At 61.2% G+C, this 21467-nt stretch carries 20 protein-coding genes; 15 read left to right on the forward strand and 5 right to left on the reverse strand.

The features are described from left to right. Positions 1–137: 137 nt before the first annotated feature. A complete protein-coding gene (locus EYW47_RS30420) occupies positions 138–1070 on the reverse strand; it encodes a LysR family transcriptional regulator (RefSeq protein WP_133198522.1) in 933 nt (310 codons plus the stop codon). Between the two features lie 289 nt (positions 1071–1359). Between EYW47_RS30420 and EYW47_RS30425 the strand changes: the two genes are divergently transcribed. Together EYW47_RS30425 and EYW47_RS30430 are read left to right on the forward strand one after the other, a co-directional pair. Further along, positions 1360–2772 carry a carboxylesterase/lipase family protein gene (locus EYW47_RS30425; RefSeq protein WP_165976718.1) on the forward strand — a complete coding sequence of 471 codons (1413 nt, stop codon included), beginning with the start codon at positions 1360–1362 and terminating at the stop codon, positions 2770–2772. Between the two features lie 209 nt (positions 2773–2981). Further along, entirely contained in the window at positions 2982–4073 is a 1092-nt protein-coding gene (locus tag EYW47_RS30430; protein ID WP_133198524.1) for a porin, read from the forward strand. Positions 4074–4268: 195 nt separating this feature from the next. Here the strand turns inward: EYW47_RS30430 and catA are convergent, their stop codons facing one another. From catA to EYW47_RS30445, 3 genes are all read right to left on the reverse strand, one after another. After that, positions 4269–5204: a catechol 1,2-dioxygenase gene (gene catA / locus EYW47_RS30435; RefSeq protein WP_133198525.1), complete on the reverse strand. Its 936-nt coding sequence runs from the start codon at positions 5202–5204 to the stop codon at positions 4269–4271. Positions 5205–5283: 79 nt separating this feature from the next. Continuing rightward, a complete protein-coding gene (catC, locus tag EYW47_RS30440) occupies positions 5284–5574 on the reverse strand; it encodes a muconolactone Delta-isomerase (RefSeq protein ID WP_133198526.1) in 291 nt (96 codons plus the stop codon). 31 nt (positions 5575–5605) lie between these two features. Further along, a complete protein-coding gene (locus EYW47_RS30445; RefSeq protein ID WP_133198527.1) occupies positions 5606–6742 on the reverse strand; it encodes a muconate/chloromuconate family cycloisomerase in 1137 nt (378 codons plus the stop codon). A gap of 337 nt (positions 6743–7079) precedes the next feature. Here EYW47_RS30445 and antA point away from each other — a divergent pair, with 337 nt between their 5' ends. The 6 genes from antA (at position 7080) to EYW47_RS30475 (ending at position 12984) form a co-directional block, all read left to right on the forward strand. Continuing rightward, entirely contained in the window at positions 7080–8489 is a 1410-nt protein-coding gene (gene antA / locus EYW47_RS30450) for an anthranilate 1,2-dioxygenase large subunit (RefSeq protein ID WP_377785292.1), read from the forward strand. Between the two features lie 3 nt (positions 8490–8492). Then, positions 8493–8984 (forward strand): anthranilate 1,2-dioxygenase small subunit, encoded by a 492-nt coding sequence (gene antB / locus EYW47_RS30455; RefSeq protein ID WP_133198529.1) that lies wholly within the window; start codon positions 8493–8495, stop codon positions 8982–8984. A 16-nt stretch (positions 8985–9000) separates the two neighbouring features. Beyond that, positions 9001–10041 carry an anthranilate 1,2-dioxygenase electron transfer component AntC gene (gene antC, locus EYW47_RS30460; RefSeq protein WP_133198530.1) on the forward strand — a complete coding sequence of 347 codons (1041 nt, stop codon included), beginning with the start codon at positions 9001–9003 and terminating at the stop codon, positions 10039–10041. Positions 10042–10125: 84 nt separating this feature from the next. Continuing rightward, positions 10126–11124 carry an AraC family transcriptional regulator gene (locus EYW47_RS30465; protein ID WP_133198531.1) on the forward strand — a complete coding sequence of 333 codons (999 nt, stop codon included), beginning with the start codon at positions 10126–10128 and terminating at the stop codon, positions 11122–11124. Between the two features lie 324 nt (positions 11125–11448). Further along, complete coding sequence (locus EYW47_RS30470) at positions 11449–11970, forward strand: DUF302 domain-containing protein (RefSeq protein ID WP_133198532.1); 522 nt, start codon at positions 11449–11451, stop codon at positions 11968–11970. A gap of 96 nt (positions 11971–12066) precedes the next feature. Further along, on the forward strand, positions 12067–12984 hold the full coding sequence (locus tag EYW47_RS30475) for a LysR family transcriptional regulator (RefSeq protein WP_133198533.1): 918 nt from the start codon (positions 12067–12069) through the stop codon (positions 12982–12984). On the opposite strand, the gene EYW47_RS30480 is transcribed toward EYW47_RS30475, so the two are convergent. Then, positions 12981–13667, reverse strand: coding sequence for a TetR/AcrR family transcriptional regulator (locus tag EYW47_RS30480; RefSeq protein ID WP_133198534.1), 687 nt, complete (start codon positions 13665–13667; stop codon positions 12981–12983). The genes EYW47_RS30475 and EYW47_RS30480 overlap by 4 nt on opposite strands. A 322-nt stretch (positions 13668–13989) precedes the next feature. Between EYW47_RS30480 and EYW47_RS30485 the strand changes: the two genes are divergently transcribed. From EYW47_RS30485 to EYW47_RS30515, 7 genes are all read left to right on the forward strand, one after another. After that, entirely contained in the window at positions 13990–14754 is a 765-nt protein-coding gene (locus tag EYW47_RS30485) for an enoyl-CoA hydratase/isomerase family protein (protein WP_133198535.1), read from the forward strand. A 2-nt stretch (positions 14755–14756) separates the two neighbouring features. After that, complete coding sequence (locus EYW47_RS30490) at positions 14757–15992, forward strand: CaiB/BaiF CoA transferase family protein (RefSeq protein ID WP_133198536.1); 1236 nt, start codon at positions 14757–14759, stop codon at positions 15990–15992. Next, complete coding sequence (fahA, locus tag EYW47_RS30495) at positions 15982–17316, forward strand: fumarylacetoacetase (RefSeq protein ID WP_133198537.1); 1335 nt, start codon at positions 15982–15984, stop codon at positions 17314–17316. Before EYW47_RS30490 ends, fahA begins: the two co-directional genes overlap by 11 nt. Positions 17317–17405: 89 nt before the next feature. Beyond that, on the forward strand, positions 17406–18761 hold the full coding sequence (locus EYW47_RS30500; protein ID WP_133198538.1) for an MFS transporter: 1356 nt from the start codon (positions 17406–17408) through the stop codon (positions 18759–18761). A gap of 79 nt (positions 18762–18840) precedes the next feature. Then, positions 18841–20043, forward strand: coding sequence for a porin (locus EYW47_RS30505; RefSeq protein WP_165976719.1), 1203 nt, complete (start codon positions 18841–18843; stop codon positions 20041–20043). A gap of 130 nt (positions 20044–20173) precedes the next feature. Next, positions 20174–20440: a superinfection immunity protein gene (locus EYW47_RS30510; RefSeq protein WP_133198540.1), complete on the forward strand. Its 267-nt coding sequence runs from the start codon at positions 20174–20176 to the stop codon at positions 20438–20440. Between the two features lie 105 nt (positions 20441–20545). Beyond that, positions 20546–21445: a LysR family transcriptional regulator gene (locus tag EYW47_RS30515; protein ID WP_133198541.1), complete on the forward strand. Its 900-nt coding sequence runs from the start codon at positions 20546–20548 to the stop codon at positions 21443–21445. Positions 21446–21467 lie beyond the last annotated feature (22 nt).

The raw sequence follows: 21467 nt of genomic DNA on the forward strand, positions 1-21467 counted from the left end.
GCAGTACGTCCAGAACCCCGGTGGCTCCGAAAGAGCACCGGGGTTCTGGCGTTTGGGCGCCCGAATTCCTCAAAATGATTCTTGAATCGAGGCTCGCATGAGAGCGTCAGAATGACGACGCTCATCGTCGACGCGACTCAATTCTGAATTCCGCCATGGCCGAGAAAAGCGCCAAGATTCCGCAGGAAGGCCGCTGCTGCACGCGTAGGCGGTTTGTCGCTGCGCGTAAGGGCGACCAGTGGGCCGATATGCAATGGCAATGCACACTGAACCGTCTGTAAGTGGTACTGAGCGCATAGTTCGTCTGCGATGCACTGAGACGACAACACGAGGCTATCGCTCTGACCCGCCAGGCGAAGCACCACAGGCGAAACCTGTGACGACAACACATCGGAAGGGAAGCGCAGTCCCATATCGCGAACCGCGAACTCGAGCTGCTGCCTGACAATATTCGGTTGAGCGGGCAGCACCCACGGATATTCCAGAAGATCTTGCAGCGCCTTCGGCCCCTGGGTAAGGGGATGCCCTTGCCGCGCAAGAAAAACGGGCGCGTCCTGTTGCAGCATGTCGAGTTTGTACAGTTCGCTGCCAAATCCGCTGGCCGTTCGTCCGATCACGACATCCACGAGATCCTGGTCGAGACACTCGAGCATGTCCTCCATGGGCCCTTCGCGCAACGCGAGCCGCACGCGCGGCCACTGGGCCCGAAAGTCTCCAATGCACTCCGGCAGCGCCCGCCACCAGGCGAGCGGTGAAAAGATCCCGATCGACAGGTTGCCTACATCTCCGCTGAGCAACGCTTCGAGCTCGGCCTCCGCCCTCTGGACGTCGCTTGAAATCAGATGTCCATGCCGCACCAGGGTTTCGCCATAGACGGTGGGACGCATGCCGCTCGGCAGCCGTTCAAACAGTTGCGCGCCGACGATCGCCTCGATCTCGGCCAGCGCCTTCGACACGGCCGACTGGCTGATCTTCAGTGACTCTGCCGCCTTCTGCAGGCTACCTTGCCTGTCGATCTCGACAACGACCGTGATGTGACGCAGCTTCAAGCGTTGATGCAGTGAATTCATGATCCAGAGCCGGTTGAACTTTCGTCATAGGGGGGCGGCGAACAATTCCGTTTTCTTTCTGCTGGCAATCCGTAATCTCGTGAATGTCGATTCCGGATCGGACGGCAATGGGAAGGCACGGTCATGCGCAGCGCTGGGGCGGCAGTCAGCCCTTTACTGGCGAAAACGTCGGGACGCTAGTGTATCCGGATTGCGAGGCGGGGCGAATGCGTGCCTGGCGCGCTTGACCGAGGCCGACCCGTTTTCAGCGGAAAAAGCGGAGACCCCCGCACGAAACCAAGGAGGCTGGATGAAAAACACCATACTGACCCGATGCGAACAGGGTGTGCTAGAAGGCGTGACAAACGACGGTGTGCACACGTTCTTCGACATTCCCTATGCATCGGATAGCGGTCGATTCAAGCCCGCCGGAGCACCGGCGCGCTGGAGTGGGCAGCGGCATGCGACCCGGCCGGGACCCGTTTTCCCTCAATTGCCGGGGCGGCTGGACTTCGTCATGGGACCGGTCTGCAGGGGCGTGCCGCAATCGGAAGACGCGTTCCGGCTGAACGTCTTCACGCCGGATCTGAATGGCAGCCTGCCGGTCGTATTCTGGATTCATGGCGGTGGCTTCATGACCGGCGGCGCGTTGCGTTGCTACTCCGGCGACGCGCTAGCGCGCTTAGGCCGCGCGGTGGTGGTGACCATGAACTATCGTCTCGGGGTGCTCGGCAACCTCTATATGGAGGGCGTTTCACCGGGTAACCTCAGCGTCTCGGATCTCGAGCGGGCACTCGAGTGGGTCAAGGAGAACATTGCCGGTTTCGGCGGCGACCCGAATTCCATCGTCGTGGCAGGTCAATCGGCCGGCGCATGGTACGCGCAGCTCCTCGCAGCGATGCCGGCCACGCATGAGCGGGTGAAAGCGATCGCCATGCTCAGCTATCCGGGACTTCAGCCAATGGCACCGGAGAACGCGCACGCGAGTGCCGTTCGTTTATGCGAAAGCGCGGGCCTCTCGTCGGGCGACGCGCTGGCTACGCTGCCGGTCGAGCGCATACTCATCGAGCAAGCTAGGATGCTCGGGACCGTGGCGAAATTTGCCGAGGTGCCAATAGCGTTCATGCCCGTCGCGAGCGAGCGCGTGCCTGCAGATCCGGGCGCGACGGCGCAGGCATCTTTTGGTGGCAAGCCGGTTCTCATCGGTTGGACGCGTGATGAGACCGCCAGCTTCTTTGCAAGCCACCCTCCCGTTCTTGCAGCCACCGAGGATCAGGCGCTCGAGAAATTCGGGCTCGAATGGGGCGTTGAGGGGCCAAGCCGATATGCGAGCGTTGCCTCCGGACGATTCGATCACAAGCCTTACGCTGCCCTGGTCGAACTGAGCTCGGAGAAGCTGATCAATGAACCCACGCGCCAGTTCGCGTCGCGGATGGCAAAGGCGGGAAGCGATGTATTTGCGTATCGGTTCGATTTCCAGTCTCGTCAGCAGAATATAGGTGCCTGCCATTGCTTCGAATTGCCGTTCCTGTTTGGTAATTTTGCAAATTGGGCTGATGCACCGATGCTCGCTCAACTCGACGCTCAGCTGAGCGGCGCACTGTCAACGCGATTCCAGAGCCACTTTCTCAATTTCGTCGAATCCGGAAATCCCAACGGACGGGATTTGCCGGCATGGGTGAAGTACAACGACGCGAACGATGAATTGATGTACTTGAAATAGCGCGTCAGTCATCCTCGACTTTCCCACGTTCAATCATCTCGCCTGGTAGAGACTGCCAGGTCGACCGCGTCTGAACGCTTGCTATACCTGATTTCCCGGGCCGAACGCCAATTATAGATAGGAAAACGAAATAAATAGTTCGGCGTTCGGGAATCCCGCATCAATTCCTGTAACCAGGCATCGAGCCATATATTGGAGACAAAATCGTCATGAAGATGAAGTGGAGTGCCGCATTGCTGGCCGCTGTGACGGGGCTGGCGTACGGCCAAAGTAGCGTCTCGCTTTATGGGATCGTCGACACCGGTATTTCGTATTACAACCACGCGACCGCGAATGGCGGCACCATGGTCGGCATGGCCTCATTGACCGGCAGATTGCCTTCCCGCTGGGGTTTGCGGGGCACAGAGGACCTTGGCGGAGGCTTCAAGACATTCTTCGTGCTGGAGAGCGGATTCCAGTCCGGCAATGGCTCGCTGAATTACGGTGGCCGTCTCTTTGGAGATCAGGCAAACGTGGGCGTCAGCAGCGACTACGGGGCTGTCACGCTGGGGCGGCAGCTGGGCATGACGATGTACGCGCTAATCAACGCGGACGTGATCGGTCCATCGATTCATTCGCTGAGCGTATTCGATTCGTATCTGCCGAACGCGAGAAGCGACAACGCGATTGGCTATATGGGCAAATTCCATGGTGTCACGGTGGGGGGCACATACAGTTTCGGCCGCGATGCGGCTGGCCCGGCCGGTCCGGGCGCAACCAACTGCCCAGGGCAAGTTCCTGGCAATATGCTGGCGTGCCGCCAATACACCGCGCTGCTTGCCTACGATTCCGCGAGCTTTGGCGTGGCGGCTTCCTATGACGTGCTGCGCGGCGGGGCGGGCGCTACCGCGCCGCTCAATAACAGCGCCTACACCGATACGCACAACATCGTCGACGGCTACGTGACCTTCGGCCCCACAAAGATCGGCTTCGGGTGGATCAGAAACAACCTGGCGGCGGCGACCCATTTGCAGACGGACATTCTGTTTGCGGGCACGACATACTACGCCACGCCAGCGTTGTTCTTCGACGCTCAGGGTGTGCGCTACCTCCAGCGCGGCTCGCAGGGCAAGAAGGACGCAAGCTCGACGCTACTGATCGGCCGCGCGAATTATCTCTTCTCGAAGCGCACCATGGTGTATGCATCGCTCGGCTACATGTTCAACAGTGCCCAGGCAGCAAACGCGGTTGCGGCCGGTGGCACGGTCGGGACTGGCATGGATCAGCTTGGTGTGATGGTCGGACTGCAACAGAAGTTCTGAGCAATTCACGGCGGCGGTGGCACGAAGATCCTGCAAAGTGGCCGGGCGCGTGACACCGGCGCCTCGATTCTAGATGCTCGACCGGCGTCCTTGCGAACGGCGGTCTTCACAGGTGTTGAGCCAGGGCCTGCTATTGGCGTGAGCCGGCCCTGGGCACTCCGAACATGGCGGCAATCCTGCCACCATTTCACGCGCTTAGGCCTCGGCGGAAGCACGGGGGCGATGGACGATCTGGTTGTCCTTCCCCTGGAGCAGCGCAGTCAGCGTGAGGTTGAACTCGATCTCCTTGTACGTGTCGGCCTTCAAGCCCAGCGCCGCGCCGCCAGTCTTTTCCACTACCGGCGGAATCAGCTCCTCACGCGTGGCGTAAGCGAAGTCGTCCCAGATCAGCGGATCGCCTTCAATGTTGAACTGCGTGGTCAGCTTGCGGTGATCGTCGCTGGTGACGAAGAAGTGCACGTGGGCCGGGCGGTTGCCGTGGCGGCCGAGCCCATCCAGCAACTGCTGCGTGGCGCCTTGCGGCGGGCAGCCGTAGCCCACCGGCATGAGCGTGCGGAATTCGTACTTGCCATCGGCACCGGTCTTGACCGCTCCGCGCAGGTTGAATTCGGTTTGCGCGCCGGTCGGATCGAAGTGCGAATAAAAGCCCTTCGAGTTGGCATGCCAGCATTCGACGTGGGCACCCGCGAGCGGCTTGCCCTCCAGGTCGGTGACCGTGCCACGGATCACCAGCGGGCCGGCATCCGCATCGGGATTGATGTCGATCCGCGATACGCCTTCGCGCACCGGCGCGCCCGCCACATAGAGCGGGCCTTCGATCGTGCGCGGCGTGCCGCCTTCGAGACCGACCGCCTTGTCAGCGGCGTCCATGCGAATGTCCAGGTACTTCTCCAGACCGATGCCCGCGGCGAGCAGTGCAGCTTCCCCATCCTGGCCCAGCTTGTTCAGGTAGTGGACGCCCGCCCACACTTCGTCGGGCGTGATGTCGAGATCGTCGATGGCCTTGAACAGGTCGCTCAGCAGACGGTGGGTGATCTGCTGGAAACGGGCGTTGCCTGCCTGGCCACCGAGATTGGATGCGGCCGTCAACAAGTCCTGCACGTCCTTGGTTTCGAATACCTTCACGCTCATGATTACTGTCTCCACTTGGCTTTGGGGGGAACGGTCTTCGGGCGGGCTTGCCCTCTGCACAACATCAATCTGTTTTGCTTCACGCGTCGCTGTCACGGACGGACGACGGGTGACGGCACAACGGCGTTACCGAAATCTTCATGTACGGGAAAAGCGGCAAGCCGGTCAGGATCTCGTGCAGCTCCGCGTTGCTCTCTACATCGAAGATGCTGTAGTTCGCGTATTCGCCGACCACACGCCAGATATGGCGCCACTTGCCGCTCTTCTGCAAATCCTGCGAATACGCCTTCTCGCGCGCCTTGATGTCATTGGCGACATCGGAGGGCATGTCGGCGGGGATGTTCACATCCATTCGTACCTGGAAAAGCATGGTCTACGTCCTCTTCTATTCGGTGTCCGGATTACTTCGTTACTTTTATCAAGCCATCGCGGGTGAATCGCCTGATCTTCTCTTCGTCCAGTTCAATGCCGAGACCAGGGCCGTTGGGCACCGTGAGCTCGAAGTCGCTGTAATCCAATGGCGTGGTCAGAATCTCTTCGGTGATCAGCAATGGGCCAAAAAGCTCGGTGCCCCATTGCAGATTGGCGAAGCTCGCGAACAGATGCGCCGATGCAATCGTGCTCACCGCCCCCTCGAGCATCGTGCCGCCGTAGAGCTCGATGCCGGCCGCATCGGCAATCGCGGCCACGCGCTGCGCGGCGAACAGGCCGCCGCTTTGTTCGATCTTGATGGCGAACACATCGGCGCCTGCGTGCTTCGCGATCTCGAATGCGCTTTCCGGACCCTGCAGGATTTCGTCGGCCATCAGGGCCACCGGGAAACGGCGCATGAGGCGCGCGAGCGCGGCGGCGGAGGCCACCGGTTGCTCGACGAGCTCGCAGCCCGCCTCGGCCAGCGCAGGAATCGCCCAGGCCGCCTGCGTCTCGCTCCAGGCCATGTTGACGTCGACACGCACCGCGGCCCGCTCGCCGACTGCTTTTTTGATCTCGGCGACGTGCCGGATATCGGTCTTGAGTTCCTTCGCGCCGATCTTCAGCTTGAAGATCTTGTGCCGGCGCACCTCGAGCATCGTTTCCGCTTCGGCGATGTCCTTTGCGGTGTCGCCCGAAGCGAGTGTCCAGGCAACCGGCAGACGCTCGCGGCGCCGGCCGCCCAGCAGTTCGCCAAGCGGTACGCCAAGGCGCTTGCCGTGGGCATCGAGCAGCGCGGTTTCCAGTGCGCATTTGGCGAAGTGATTGACCTTCACGAGCTTGCCCACGTGCGCCATCAGCGCCTGAACCTGCGTGGCGTCCCGGCCGAGCATCGCGAGGGCGAAGTAGGCGTCGATGGCCAGCTTCATCGCCTCCGGGCTTTCCGGGCCATAAGCCATCCCGGCAATCGTCGTACCTTCGCCGAAACCGACGATGCCGTCGCTGCAATAGATCTTCACCAGCATGAGGGTTTGCCCGTGCATCGTGGCGACCGAGAGCTTGTGAGGGCGAATCGTCGGCAGATCGACGAGGCGGGTTTCGATACGTTCAATCGTCGCTTGGGTCATGGCGGCAGCTAAGTGATGTACGGGGAACCGGGCGCAAGGACGCCAGCGCGAGCGCTAGACCTCCGTATTCGTCGCACCGATGGGCGTTCATGGGGCGTTGACGGCATTAAATACCCGCGTCCGCGCGGTCGCTATCCGCCTGGTCGATGCTCGCTATCCATTTTTTTCGGTTCGGCCGCGCCGCGCCCCGGCGCACGGCCGGCGGCGCGGCGCCGCCCGGGTCCGCATGCGGGGGCGGCGAAAAAAGCGGATAGCAATCGCCGATCAGGCGGATAGCGCCGGGGCCGCATCGGGTATTCAATCCAGCTCATCAAGGACCTGGTCGCAAGACCAATCAATGGCAGGAGGAGAACCCATCGTGAGCACCGAGAAAATCACGCCGCAATGGCAAGAATTCATTGGCGGTTGTCTGGACTTCCGTCCGGCTGAGGGCGTCTATCGCATTGCGCGTGAGATGTTCACGGAGCCGGAGCTTTTCGACCTCGAGATGGAGTTCATCTTCGAGAAGAACTGGATCTACGCGTGCCACGAGAGCGAGATCCCCAAGCCGAACGACTTCATGACGATGCGCGCCGGGCGCCAGCCGATGATCATCTCGCGCGACGGCAACGGCCAGCTCAACGCCATGATCAACGCGTGCCAGCATCGCGGCGCGACGCTCACGCGCATGAGCAAGGGCAATCAGTCGACCTTCACGTGCCCGTTCCACGCGTGGTGCTACAAGAGCGATGGACGCCTCGTCAAGGTCAAGGCGCCTGGTGAGTACTGCGAAGACTTCGACAAGTCCACGCGCGGCCTGAAGAAAGCGCGCATCGCGAGCTACAAGGGCTTCGTGTTCATCAGCCTCGACGTCGACGGGACTAACACACTCGAGGATTATCTCGGCGACGCGCGCATCTTCTTCGACATGATGGTCGCGCAGTCGCCCACCGGCGAGCTGGAAGTGCTGCCGGGCAAGTCCGCCTACACCTTCGATGGAAACTGGAAGCTGCAGAACGAGAACGGCCTCGACGGGTATCACGTGAGCACGGTGCACTACAACTACGTGAGCACGGTGCAGCGCCGCCAGGAAGCGAATGCGAAAGCCGGCGGCGCCACGAGCGGCACGCTCGACTACAGCAAGCTTGGCGCCGGCGACGCCGAGACCGACGACGGCTGGTTCGCGTTCAAGAACGGCCATAGCGTGCTGTTCAGCGACATGCCGAACCCCAGCGTGCGTCCCGGCTATGCCAGCGTCATGCCGCGCCTCGTTCAGTCGCATGGTCAGGAGAAGGCCGAGTGGATGATGCATCGCCTGCGCAACCTGAACATCTATCCGAGCCTCTTTTTCATGGACCAGATCAGCTCGCAGCTGCGCATCGTGCGTCCGGTCGCATGGAACAAGACCGAGGTCATCAGCCAGTGCATCGGCGTGAAGGGCGAGTCGGATCAGGACCGCGAGAGCCGCATCCGCCAGTTCGAGGACTTCTTCAATGTCTCGGGCATGGGCACGCCCGACGATCTCGTGGAATTCCGCGAGCAGCAGCGCGGCTTCCAGGCGCGCCTCGAGCGCTGGAGCGACATCTCGCGCGGGCATCATAAGTGGGTGGCGGGCGAGACGGCGAATACGCGCCTGCTTGGCATCGAGCCCGTGCTGTGCGGCACGGAGCTGACCCACGAGGGCCTGTATGTCAACCAGCACGGTGCGTGGCAGACGTTCCTCATGAACGGCCTCGCGCAGCAATCGAACGGCAAGAAGGAGGCTTGAGCCATGACCGCCAACCTGCAACAGTCAGTCGAGCAGTTTCTCTATCGCAAGGCCGAGCTTTGCGACGCGCAGAGCTGGGACGAGTACCTCGACCTCTTCGACGAGAACAGCGAATATCACGTGCCCCAGTGGGACTCCGAGCACGTCTACACGACCGACCCGAAGCGCGGCATGTCGCTCATCTACTATGCGAACCGCACGGGTCTCGAAGACCGCGTGTTTCGTCTGCGCACGGGCAAGTCGGCGGCGTCGACGCCGCTGCCGCGCACGCTGCACCAGATCACCAACGTGCGCATTGCCCAGCGCGAAAGCGGCGAACTGGAAGTGAAAGCCAACTGGGCCACGTTCTACGCGCGCCAGGGCATTGGCGAGCACTTCTTCGGGCACGTCACCTACCGGCTGCGCCCCGCGGGCGACAGCTGGAAGATCGCGCGCAAGCATGTGCTGCTGCTGAACGACAAGATCAACGCCGTGCTCGATTTCTACCATCTGTAAGCGGGAGTGCCACGACATGAGCCACAAGGTCGCGTTCAGTTTTGCCGATGGCAAGACCGTGTTCTTCGATGTCCGCTCGGGCGAGCTTTTACTCGACGCCGCGCTGCGCAATAGCGTCAACATCCCGCTCGATTGCCGCGAGGGCGTGTGCGGGACCTGCCAGGGACGCTGCGAATCGGGCAGTTATACGCAGGACTATGTCGACGAGGAAACGCTTTCCGCCGACGATCTCGCCGCGCGCAAGATCCTGTCGTGCCAGACGCGCGTGCAATCCGATGCGTCGTTCTACTTCGACTTCGATTCGAGCCTGTGCAGCGCGGCTGGCACGACCGCGCTCGCGGGGAAAGTCACGGCGGTGACGCAGGTTTCCGAAACAACGGCGATCCTGCATCTGGACGCGAGCGCGCATCCGGGACGGCTCGATTTCCTGCCCGGGCAATATGCCCGCCTGAAGGTGCCGGGCGCGGATGTGTGGCGTTCGTATTCGTTCGCCAACCGGCCCGACGAGCATAACCAGCTGCAGTTCCTGATCCGGCTGCTGCCGGACGGCGCGATGAGCAACTATGTGCGCGAGCGCTGCCAGCCGGGCCAGACGATCGAATTCGAGGCGCCGCTCGGCACGTTCTATCTGCGGCAGGTGGAGCGGCCGCTGGTGATGGTCGCGGGCGGTACGGGTTTGTCCGCGTTCCTCGGCATGCTCGACGACCTCGCGCACAAGGGCGGCTGCGGCCAGAAAGTGCATCTCTACTACGGCGTGACGAATGCACGCGATCTGTGCGAGCTCGATCGTTTGAAGTCCTACGAAGCGCGCATCGCCGACTTCGCGAGCGAGATCGTCGTGATGAATCCCTCTGAAGCGTGGCAGGGCAAGACGGGGCTCATCCCCGAGCATTTCGACCGCGCGATGCTCGAAGCGAACCCGTTCGACATGTATGTATGCGGACCGCCGCCGATGGTGGAGGCCATCAAGACGTGGCTCGCGAACGAGCGTCTGGACGGCCACCGGCTTTTCTACGAGAAATTTGGGGACAGCAACAGCGCGCACCCGGCTTCGTAAGCTTGCATTTGGGGTGTTTCGGCCTTTTGTCCCTGCACGGCGTGGTTTACCATTGAGTATTCGTCAATTGCTCAATGCCACGCCATGCCAACCCCCGCCGTCAACGATACTCGCGGTATTGACGCGCTGCGTCACGACCTCGAAGGCGCGCGCGACTGGATGGAATCGATTTGCGGACCCCATGCGCTGCAGGTACGCAGCCCGGGGGCGCTGCAATTCCATCATTCGGGCACGGTGATGCGCTCGATGGCGAGCACGTTGGGATATGTCGAATACGGCACCGACGTCACCGTCTCCGTGCACAACGACGCGCCGCTCAACTGCTATAGCGTGAGCCTGCCGCTCAGCGGGCAGCAGGAGCTCGCCGCGCGCGGGCGCCTGTGGCTCTCGGATCAGGACAGGGGCCTGGTGCTGTCGCCACACGAGAACCAGGATCTGGCGATCACGGGCAACTGCCGCAAGATCATCGTTTCCATTCCGCGTCCCGCACTGCGTCAGGTGCTCGAGGGGCTGCTGCAAAAACCGCTCGACGCCGCGTTGACGTTCGAGCCGCAAATGAATGCCGCCGACGGCGATCAGGCCGCCTGGTGGCGCATGGTCAAATTCCTGCTTGCGGAAATGGGCGCGGCCGGCCCGTTGCTCAATCATCAGCAAATGGCGGGGGATCTCGAGCAGGCGCTCATCAAGGGCCTGTTGCTCTCTCAGCCGCACAACTACTCGCAGGCGCTTGCCGAGGCGATGCGTCCCGCGTGCCCGCACTATCTGCTGCGCGCGAAGCAGTTCATCCATGACAACGCCCGCGAACCTATTGCGCTCGAGGACATCGAGCGCGCAGCGGGCGTGTCGCGCTACAAGCTGTTCGATGGCTTTCGCGAGCACTTTGGCCATGCGCCGATGGCCTACCTGAAGCGGCACAGGCTCGAAGCGGTGCGGCGCGAAATGCTCACGGACTGCTCGGAACGCAATGTTTCTTCCATTGCGATGAACTGGGGCTTTTCGCACCTCGGGCGCTTTTCCAACGACTACAAGCAACTCTTCGGCGAGACGCCTTCGCAAACGCTCAAGCGTGCGGCGGGGCGGTAACGCGACCCCATAAGCAACCCCACAACCCCAAAGGCAAGGCCCGAACCAGGATGGCTCTCCCAAAGGAGCCAGGCAATCTGGGTGATGGATGCGGGCCGCCCAGACGGTCGGAAATCGAAAATCCGCAAGCCGCTTCGGTCCGATGGGGACGGAGTTCGGCAGCCGTCTCCGAAACTTTCGCTCAACAATCTGTTGTCGCTGCAGTCAACTTTCGGTGCGAGAAGCGCGTATATACTCGTATCGAGGGCTGGCTACGATTCAGAGTTCAACCCGGATGCGAATGAGGCCCCTCCGGGGGAAAACGACAGTACTGGAGCCTTTTTGATGAGCAGCGAAGTCACAGTGGTTGAAACACAATTTGCCGGTGTGCGGGTCGAGGTGAGGACACCTGCGTCCTTTGACGACGTGGTGGAGCGCCTTAACAAGCTGTGCGGAAAGTCGTCCATTCCCGAACTGGTGAAGCTCGCCCGCGAAGACATTTCGGAAGGCACCTATGTGAGGGAAGTCGAGCGCCGCTTTGTCGGCGAAAGCGGCTTCATGCTGTTCAGCGAGATCGATCACGGGGGCTGGATTGCAAAATTCGGCATCAAGCGCCGGACCGTGCGATGGATCCTCGGGAATCCGCTTATTGCGATTACCATGCTGCGCCATGACATCTCCGCCGGTCTGTTTGCCCCTGTTGAAGTGCTGCTGACCGAAGCGAGTGACGGTGAGGGGACGTTCGTCACCTATGTCCGACCCTCGTCACTCATCGTGCTGGGTGACAATCCCGAGCTCAAGCACGCTGCGCAAGCGCTTGACCGGAAGTTTGAATCACTGATTGAGCGCATTACCGCGCCCCATTGATCGGGCTTCAAGCATGTAAATTCCGTTTCGAATCGTGCCGGTAGATTCGGAATGCGAATCAATGAATTAACCCGGAAGAAGCCACGTGGCGGGCCAATGGACTATATCGAAAGCTTGCGTATTTTTCGTGCCGTCGTTGAGACAAAGGGCTTCAGGCGCGCGGCCGACGTGCTGGACACGACGCCGCCTGTCATTTCCCGGGCCGTCGCCATGCTGGAGCAGCGTCTTGCAACCCGCTTGTTCAATCGCACAACAAGGCAAGTGACACTCACGGAATCGGCTGAGCGCATTTATGAGCGCTGCTGCCGGATTCTGGACGACCTCTCGAACCTCGAAGCGCAGATGACCGGCGAGACTCAAGTTCCCTGCGGCGTGCTTCGGTTGGTCGCGCACACCACGGCCACGAACAACCGGCTCGTTCCGCTTATCGCGAGGTTCAAGCGCAAGTACCCGCAAGTCACCCTCGATATCACCATGACGGAGCGTCCAGTCGATCTTGTCGCCGACGGGTTCGATCTGGGCATCGTGTTGCCGTTCATGCTGAGCTCGGACCAGGCCGTGACCCGGCTGCTGGAGCGTGTGCCGCTTGGCATCTTTGCAACCGAAGCGTACCTGGCGAACCATGGGCGCCCGCAGACTCCCGCTGACCTCACCGGGCACAAATTCGTGGTGATGCCGCCTTCCTTGCGCAAGCCTGCGCTAACGTTCCGCGGTGCCGGGCAAGAGGGTGTTGCGGTGCCGATCAGATATGACGTTGCATCGAACAGTTCGATTTTTAACCGCGAGATGGTCCTTCGCGGCCTGGGTATCGGCGCCTTGCCGGTCCCGCTGGTTCAGGAGGAAATCCGCTCGGGCAAGCTCGTTCGGCTCTTGGATCAGTTCAAGATCAAGGAGGGGGAAGTGGAGATCAGGCTGGCCTATAACACACGCACACTGTTGCCAGCGAAAGTGCGGGTGTTCATCGATCACGCAAGCGAATTCTTCGACGACCTGGTTCAAGATCAGGCAGCCTAAGCTTCAGCGTGCCGCTTCGCTGCCGGCAAGCCATTCATCACTTTCTCGAGGTGGGCGGGGCCGGCGTCAATGGCGCTCAGGAACACGGAGATCGAGAAGTGGATCATCTGATCGAGTCGGACGGGAAGATCCGATCGCGGCACCCGGTCGGAAAGGATCAGGGTCGCGAGCCCGTGCTCGACGCTCCAGGCCGCGTGCGTGACCAAGGTTAGCGCGTTTTTTTTCCAGCCGCTCTCGAGCGCGGCCTGCTCGACGACCTTTGCGAACAGCCCAAATGATTTCGATCCTTCCTCGGTGAGTTCGGGATACGAATCGCGAGCGACGATCCGGGGGCCAACCATCAAGTCGAACAACCCCTTGTGCGTTTGAGCGAATTCGACGTACACCCGCATCATCCGATAGGCCTTGGTCATTGCCGGGTCATCGGACATCAATATGCCGCTGCGGATTCTCGCGAGATCGCGCCAGCCGTCGGCCGCGATGGCCGCGAGCAGCCCCTCCTTACCCGCGAAATGCCGCGATGGCGCGGCCTCCGAGACCCCGACGGCGCGCGCCAGGTATCTGAGACTCAGTTCATGGGCGCCAACTTCTTCGAGCGCCCGGCGGCCCTCTGCAATCAGGGCGTTGCGCAGATCGCCGTGGTGATAGGGCGTAGCGGCCGCAGGGGACGGTTTCGAACTCACGGTGCAAGAAGGGTCAGTAGAGGGGGCGAGTCATTATAGGCGGGCGTCTTTGCGCCACGCAATGATCTCGCCGCATCGTCCGAGAAAATAGGGATCGGTTGAATGAGGTTCATCTCGAAGGCCTGGGATTACCCTGGTTTGCATCTAAGTTAACACTGTTATCATCGAGCCATACTGAACCGATGACTGAACACCGGGGCGATTTCAGGAAACCCGGTTTCAGCGCTGAAGCTTCGTATGCCGTTTCGGCATCCTATGTATTTTTTCGAGCGTTTCAACCACCCCGCCCGACATGGCGTCGGGCCACGATGCAGGACGAGAGATGAGCACTGTCGAGTTTGAAAAGGACGGCGCGGTTGGCGTCGTCACGATGTCGAAGCCGCCCCATAACCTGATCGAGAATAACTTCTTGAATGACCTTCTCGCGGCCTACGGCAAGGCTGTCGATGAAGGCTGCCGTTCCATCCTGTTGCGCAGCGGCATGCGTCACTTCTGTGCTGGCGCCGACGTTGCTGGATTCACGGGCGGTGCCCGTCGCCGCGATCAGGCTGCCCTCGAAGAGCTGCTCGACGCGCTCGAGAACGTTCCGTTGCCCTCGGTTGCCGCGGTTCACGGCGGCGCTCTGGGCGGTGGATTCGAATTGGCGCTCACCTGCGACATGATCGTGGCAGCCGACACCGCGTTCTTTGCCGCGGCCGAGGCGAGCCTCGGCCTGCTGCCGCTGCTCGGGGGCGTGCAGCGTGTCGTCCAGCGCGCGGGCCCGGCCCGCGCGAAGGAGATCGCCATGTTCGGCCGGCGTCACGACCCCGTGGCGCTGGAGCGATGGGGCGTCATCAACCTCGTGACGGCCGAATCCGAGTTGCAGGCTGTGTCGATGTCCTGGGCGCGCCAGCTGGCCGCCGGCCCAACGGTTGCGCTCAAGGGGATCAAGACGCTGGCCAATCTTTCGGCGCGCCACGGGATTGCGGGTGCCGATGCCCGGCAGACCGAAATCAGCAACGCGATGTGGGCCAGTGCCGATCAAAAGCGCGGCCTTGAAGCATTCGCAAAGTCGGGCCCGGGCGCGGCCATTTTCGAGGGGAACTGATCATGGGTGCTCCTCTCGACGGAATGAAGGTTATCGATTTCACGCGCGTGCTGGCGGGACCGCTGTGCACGAAGACGCTGCGCGATCTTGGCGCCGAGGTGATCAAGATCGAGCCGCCGGGCGGCGACACGGGCCGTGGCGGCGTACCTCACATTGGGACGATGTCCGTCTATTACGCGCAGCAGAACGCGGGCAAGCGCAATCTCAGCCTGGACCTGAACTGGCCCGAGGCTCGAGCCATCGTCACGGATTTGTGCCGCGAGGCCGACATCATTGTCGAGAATTTTCGGCCGGGCACGCTCGCCCGATTTGGGCTCGGCTATGAGCAGGTGCGCGAATTCAATCCTGCCGTCGTGTACGTTTCGATGAGCGGTTATGGCCAGACTGGGCCATGGCGCAACCGCCCGGCTTTTGCGCCTACCGTACAGGCGGAAACGGGGCTGACCGACATTCTGCGCGAGCACTATGAGTTCGGCCCTGACGACATGAAGAACGACGCGTGCAGCCATGCCGACGTCTATACGGGCCTGCATGGCGTCATCGCCGTTCTCGCCGCCCTGCAACATCGGAACCGGACGGGCGAAGGCCAGCACGTGGACGTCTCGATGGCCGCGACCATGCTCGCTGTCAACGAGCGTGCAGGCGCGCAGCTCTCCGGAGTGGACACCAACGGCGAGCCCCCCGCGTTGAGCGCCACGGAATCGCATATCTTCCGCATGCCCGATGGCCGCCACGTCACGATCGCGGCCAGCCCGATCTACTCGCCCATGTTCGTGCGTTTCTGTTCGATGATGCGCCGCACCGATCTGCTGCTCGATCCCCGGTTCGCGTCGGCCCATCTTCGTCGACAGAACCTGGACGCGCTGCTGGCGGAAGTGCGGGCGTGGATTCTGACTTTCACCGACCTGGAAGAACTGCAGGCACAGGTCAGCGAACAGGGACTCGCAATCGGCGTCGTTCGTACTACAAATGAACTGGCGGAATCCGAATGGGCCGCGGATTGGGGGGCGATCGTGGAGGTTGACGACCGCAACGGCGGAACGATGCGTATGCCGGGCTCGCCGTGGCGCTTCAGTGGCGCGACCTTGCCGGCACCCGGAATTCCCGCATTTCAGGGCGAGCACAATATTGAATTGCTGACCGAGCGGAACGTCGATCCTGCGCTGATTCAGGAACTGCGCGAGCGCCGGATTCTGTTGAGCCGCCGCAGCCTGCGCGGGGACTTCGATGCGCCTTGATCATACGCACGACATCGGCGCGAGGAGTTGGGTCGAATCGGCCAATGCGCCTCAAAGTGCGTTCCCCCTGCAGAATCTGCCGTTCGCCGTGTTTCGTCGCGCGGGCACGGCGGAGGCATTTCGCGGGGGCGTCGCTTTGGGCGACTACGTCATCGACCTCGATGCAGTGGCGACGCTCGGTGGCCTTTCCGGCATGGCAGCGCAAGCTGCCAGCGCGTGCGCGCAGCCCACGCTGAACGCGTTCTTCGCGTTGGGGCCGGATGCATGGCGCGCCTTGCGCCATGCGCTGTTCGCATGGTTCAAGGCGGGCGATGCGACGGCACGCACCGGAGTTTCGATCGATGAGCTCACAGCCTGTCTGGTGCCGCGCAATGAGGTCGAGTACGCGCTACCGGCACAGATTGGTGACTACACGGACTTCTATACGTCTGTCGATCACGCGCGCAACATCGTCAAATTGATGCGCCCAGATGGCTCGTTGTCGGCGAATTTCCAGTGGATGCCGATTGCTTACCACGGCAGGGTGTCGAGCATCGGATTGTCGGGGCAGCCTGTGCGACGGCCCGTTGGGCAGCGCCTTGCGGCTGGAAAGCGCGAGCCTGAACTCGGACCGTCCGCCCGGCTCGACTACGAACTGGAATTGGGCATTTTCATTGGCGTGGGTAACGAGCAGGGGACGCGCATTCCCGTTGAGTCGGCGGATGAGCACGTGTTTGGACTCTGCCTGCTCAATGACTGGTCGGCGCGCGATATTCAAACGTGGGAGTCGGTTCCGCTTGGACCGTTTCTCGCCAAGAATTTCGCTACCACGATTTCTCCGTGGATCGTCACCATGGACGCGCTCGCGCCGTTTCGCACGGCCCTGGCTCGACCCGAGGGAGACCCGCAGCCGCTCGACTACCTCTCCTCGCAGGCGTTGCCCGACCAAGCGGCATTCGACATCCAGCTGGAAGTGGCGCTCGAGACGGCGGACGCACGGCGCAGCGGGAAGCGCGCCAGCCGTCTTTCTCGCACGAGTTTCCGCCACCAGTACTGGAGCATCGCGCAGATGGTTGCGCACCACACGATCGGTGGGTGCAATCTCCGCTCAGGCGACTTGCTGGGGAGTGGAACCATCTCCGGGCCGACTGCTTCGGAGGCCGGCGCATTGATCGAGCTGTCTCGGGCCGGCCAGTCGCCCGTCGAGCTCGACACAGGCGAGACGCGCTCATTCCTCGAAGACGGGGACGCGGTTGTCATGAGCGGCTGGTGCGAGCGTGCCGGTTTCGCGAGCATCGGCTTCGGCGAAAGCCGCAGCGAAGTCCTTCCTGCAATGTGGGAATAAGAGAGTGTCCGTCCGGGCAACACCCGGACGGACAAATTTTCAAGTGATCCTGGCAAAAGATCGGGACATTTGTGCCTGGAGACGAACCCATGAGCGTGCTGTTGGAAACAGATGCAGCGAAACCGGTCGGTCAATCGGACCGTGAGCTGAGCAAGGCGTTTTTGTCGTCGGAGTGGCGCATCATTCCGCTTCTCTTTTGCTTGTGGATGCTGGCGTGGGTCGACCGCGCCAATGTTGCCTTCGCGAAGCTTCAGATGCTGTCCGATCTGCACTTTAGCGAAACGGCGTACGGACTCGGCGCAGGGCTGTTCTTCCTGGGCTACGTCGTGATGGGCGTGCCGAGCACGGCGCTCCAGCAACGGTGGGGCGCGCGGACCGTAATCTCGGCAATCGCAATCGGCTGGGGCATGACGAGTATCGCGATGATGTTCGTGAGCTCACCCACGGTGTTCTACGCGCTTCGCTTTCTTCTCGGTGCGTTCGAGGCGGGATTCTATCCCGGTGTCATTCTCTACTTCAACGAGTGGTTTCCGACGCAACGCCGTACGCGCAATTTCAGCATCTTTCATTCCGCGGCGATTTGCTCGACCATTGCGGTTGGATTGAGCGGCGGCTTCGTGCTCGAGCACATGAGCGGGGTGTTGGGCCTCGCCGGCTGGCGGTGGATGTTCGTGCTGCAGGCCGTTCCCACCGTGTTGCTCGGCTGCGTGGCAGCGTTTGTGCTGCCCGATGGACCCGCTAGCGCCCGCTGGTTGTCCGCTCGCGAACGCGAGATGATTTTGCAGAGCGTCGCGCAAGACCGGCAGAAGTTTGCTCCCGCTTCCAGCCAGTCGTCTGCGCTCTTTGCCAACCCGATGCTGTGGATGCTTGCCGGAATCTACTTCTGCATTTTGACCGCGAATTCCGCTTTGGGATTCTTCATGCCGACCATCCTGCATGAAGCGGGCTTTGGCGGATATCGCGAAATCGGAAATGCAATTGCGGCAATCTGCCTGCTCGGCGCGGCCGGAAACATCGCATTTTCGACTTTCGCGAGTCGATATCGCGATAACCGCTGGTTTTGCGCGATTGCGTCGCTGGTTAGCGTGATCAGCTTGATGGTGCTGGTCTTTGCGTGGCACAGCAATCGCACGACGACGTTCTGCACGCTCGTGCTCGCCATTGCGGGAACCGGTGCCGGTGTGTCGTTGTTCTGGCAAATTCCCACGCGGTTCCTGAAAACGGGCGAAACCGCGCTGGCTATCCCGCTCATCAGCTCGATTTCGAACCTCGCGGGTTTCCTCACGCCATGGTTGACCGGTTACGTTCGGGACCTCTCGGGAAGTTATGCAAGCGGATTTATCACGGCGGGTGCGGTTCAGGCTATTTCGGCGGTTCTGCTGGTTGCCGGGATTCCTCTGATCGCACGGCGAATGAAGTCAAACATTCAGGCGACTGAGGTCTAGCATCGAAGATCGCGCTGGAACAATCAACGAAGACTACCTCTGATAAAAATAATAAGGCATCCGTATGAAAAGGAGATCTATGAAGATGATGGGAAAGAACCGGATACGGGTTCTGTCTATGGCAATTGCCGGGGCGACACCTGCCTTCGCGCTGGCGCAGAGCAGTGTGACGCTCTACGGCATCGTGGATGCCGGGCTCAGCTATGTCAACAACGTCGCGACCCACGCGGGTGGATCAGGTTCCAGCAAATTTCAGGAAACGACCGGAGTTGGCGTGCCCTCACGCTGGGGATTGCGCGGCAATGAAGATCTTGGCGGGGGCAATGCAGCCGTCTTCGTGCTCGAAAACGGCTTCAGCGTGGCAAACGGCACCATGTTGCAAGGTTCCCGTCTGTTTGGAAGGCAGGCCTACGTAGGGTTGCAGAACAACGCGGTTGGCACGTTTTCGCTGGGGCGCCAGTACGAGCCGCTCGTGGATTTCGTTGGCCCGTTGGTGTCGTCGCGGCAATGGGGTACGCAGTACGGCGCTCACGTCGGCGACGTCGACAATCTCTATACCACTTTCCGGCTGAACAATACGGTCAAGTTCGAGAGCGCGAATTTCGCCGGGTTCACGCTTGGCGGACTTTACGCGTTCAGCAACCAGGCAGCCGGCGCAGATGGAGAGGGCTTCCAGAACAATCGGGCATGGAGTGTCGGCGGAAGCTACGCGCGCAATTCGCTTTCGGTGGGCGTCGCGCATTTCCATCTCAGTAGCCCTTCGGCCGGCGTCACCGGCGGCAGCAATACCTCGGGTGCCGTCGTGGGGGACTACTCGAACACGACGTCGATCTTCTACACGCGGCCCGTGACTTCCCAGGACATCACAGGCGCCGGTATTGCCTACGAGGTGAATAAATTTACGCTGGGCGGTGCATATACCTTTGTAAAGCTGCGCTATAGCGATCACACCAACTTCTCGATTGGCAACTACGAAGTCAACGGCCGGTATCGGTTTACGCCTGCCTTGCAAGCCGGGGTGGCCGTCATCTATAGCGTTGGCAACGTGGGCGGCGCATCGTCGATGCCCGGCGTCAGCGACGGCCCGCATCCTCACTGGCTCCAGTTCAACAGTGGCTTGATCTATTCGATGAGCAAGCTCACCGATCTATACGGGGCTGTGGTGTATCAAAAGGCGCTGAACGGCGCGCTGGTGGCAGCCATCAACAATATTGGCGGCGCGACAGGAACGAACTCCCGCTATCAAGTCGCGGCGACTGTGGGTGTGAGGCACCGTTTCTAGCGTCTTCCCGCGAAATGGGGTGCTATTGAACTTGCCAAATTGCACAACACTCTGGTGCCCGGCCTGAGGTTCAATCCGCGAGGAGGCCGACATAGAATCAGTCATCAAATGATTCAGGTCGAGGTATCAGATGCGTTCAGTCATTGCGTACGTTCTATTGGCTTTCGTTGCTGTCGCTTACTTTACGCCGTCGATGATCGCTCAACGAAGGATGAAGGAGCAAGCGGCGAGAATATTCCTGTTCAATCTGCTGCTGGGTTGGACGGTGACGGGCTGGCTGGGCGTGCTGAGCTGGGCGACCAGCTCGCGTGAAGCCGATTTGCGCAGTGCGCAAAACGCGACCCGGTGGCATCGCTCAATTGGCGACGCGCGGCGTGCCCGCGGGCCGCGGTGCTGAGCAAACGGAGGGAATTGGCGTTCGATCGTCACGCCGTTATGTGTATATTGCAGATGGCGCGGTAGGCATTTCATTACGAAATACTTTCAAACGAGGCGGATGGTCATGGACTACGTTGAATCGTTGCGGGTGTTTCGTACCGTCGTCGAGGCGCGCAGCTTCACTCGGGCCGCCGACACGCTGGGCGTGACGACGCCAGTCGTGTCCCGGGCCATTGCCGCGTTGGAGCAGCGCTTGGGGGGCCGGCTGTTTCATCGGACCACCCGTCAAATCTCGATGACGGAAACCGCCGAGCGATTTTACGAGCGGTGTGTCCGGATCCTCGACGATCTCGATGCGCTCGAGGCGGAGACGTTCAACGAGGCCAAAGAGGCCACGGGCGTGTTACGCCTGGTCGCGCATACGACGGCCACAGTCAATCTTCTGGTGCCGCTTCTGGCCAGCTTCAAGGTGCAAAACCCCAAGGTCGTCCTGGAAGTCACGCTCATCGAGCGCCCCGTCGATCTGGTTGCCGATGGCTACGACCTGGGGATCGTCGTGCCTTACATGCTCACCAGCGACACGACGGTGACGAAACTGCTGGAACGCGTTCCGCAGGTCATCGTGGGCTCGCCGGAGTATCTTGAGAAGCATCGGCGGCCAAGTGAGCCCGCAGACCTCGCCGAGCATGTTTTTGTGGCGTTTTCTCCGTCGATCAGGAAGCCAGCGCTGGCGTTCAAGGTCGGAGAGGAGGAAATTTCGATCCCCTTGAAGTTCGACATTGCCTCCAATAACCCGATGTTCAACCGCGAGATGGTCCGCAAAGGGTTTGGCTTGGGGGTGCTGCCGGAAGCGCTGTTACGTGATGAGCTGGCCTCCGGGCGACTTGTGCGGCTGCTGGAAGATTTTGAGTTGGCCGAAAGCGCCATTGAGCTGCGGCTTGCCTATGTGACGAGGACCCTGATGCCTGCAAAAGTTCGGGCGTTTATTGACCACGCGACGGCTTTCTTCGAATCTCACCCGTAGCGCTACAGGAACGAATCCCGAC

It is taken from the genome of Paraburkholderia silviterrae (genome assembly GCF_004353915.1).
Taxonomy (GTDB): domain Bacteria; phylum Pseudomonadota; class Gammaproteobacteria; order Burkholderiales; family Burkholderiaceae; genus Paraburkholderia; species Paraburkholderia silviterrae.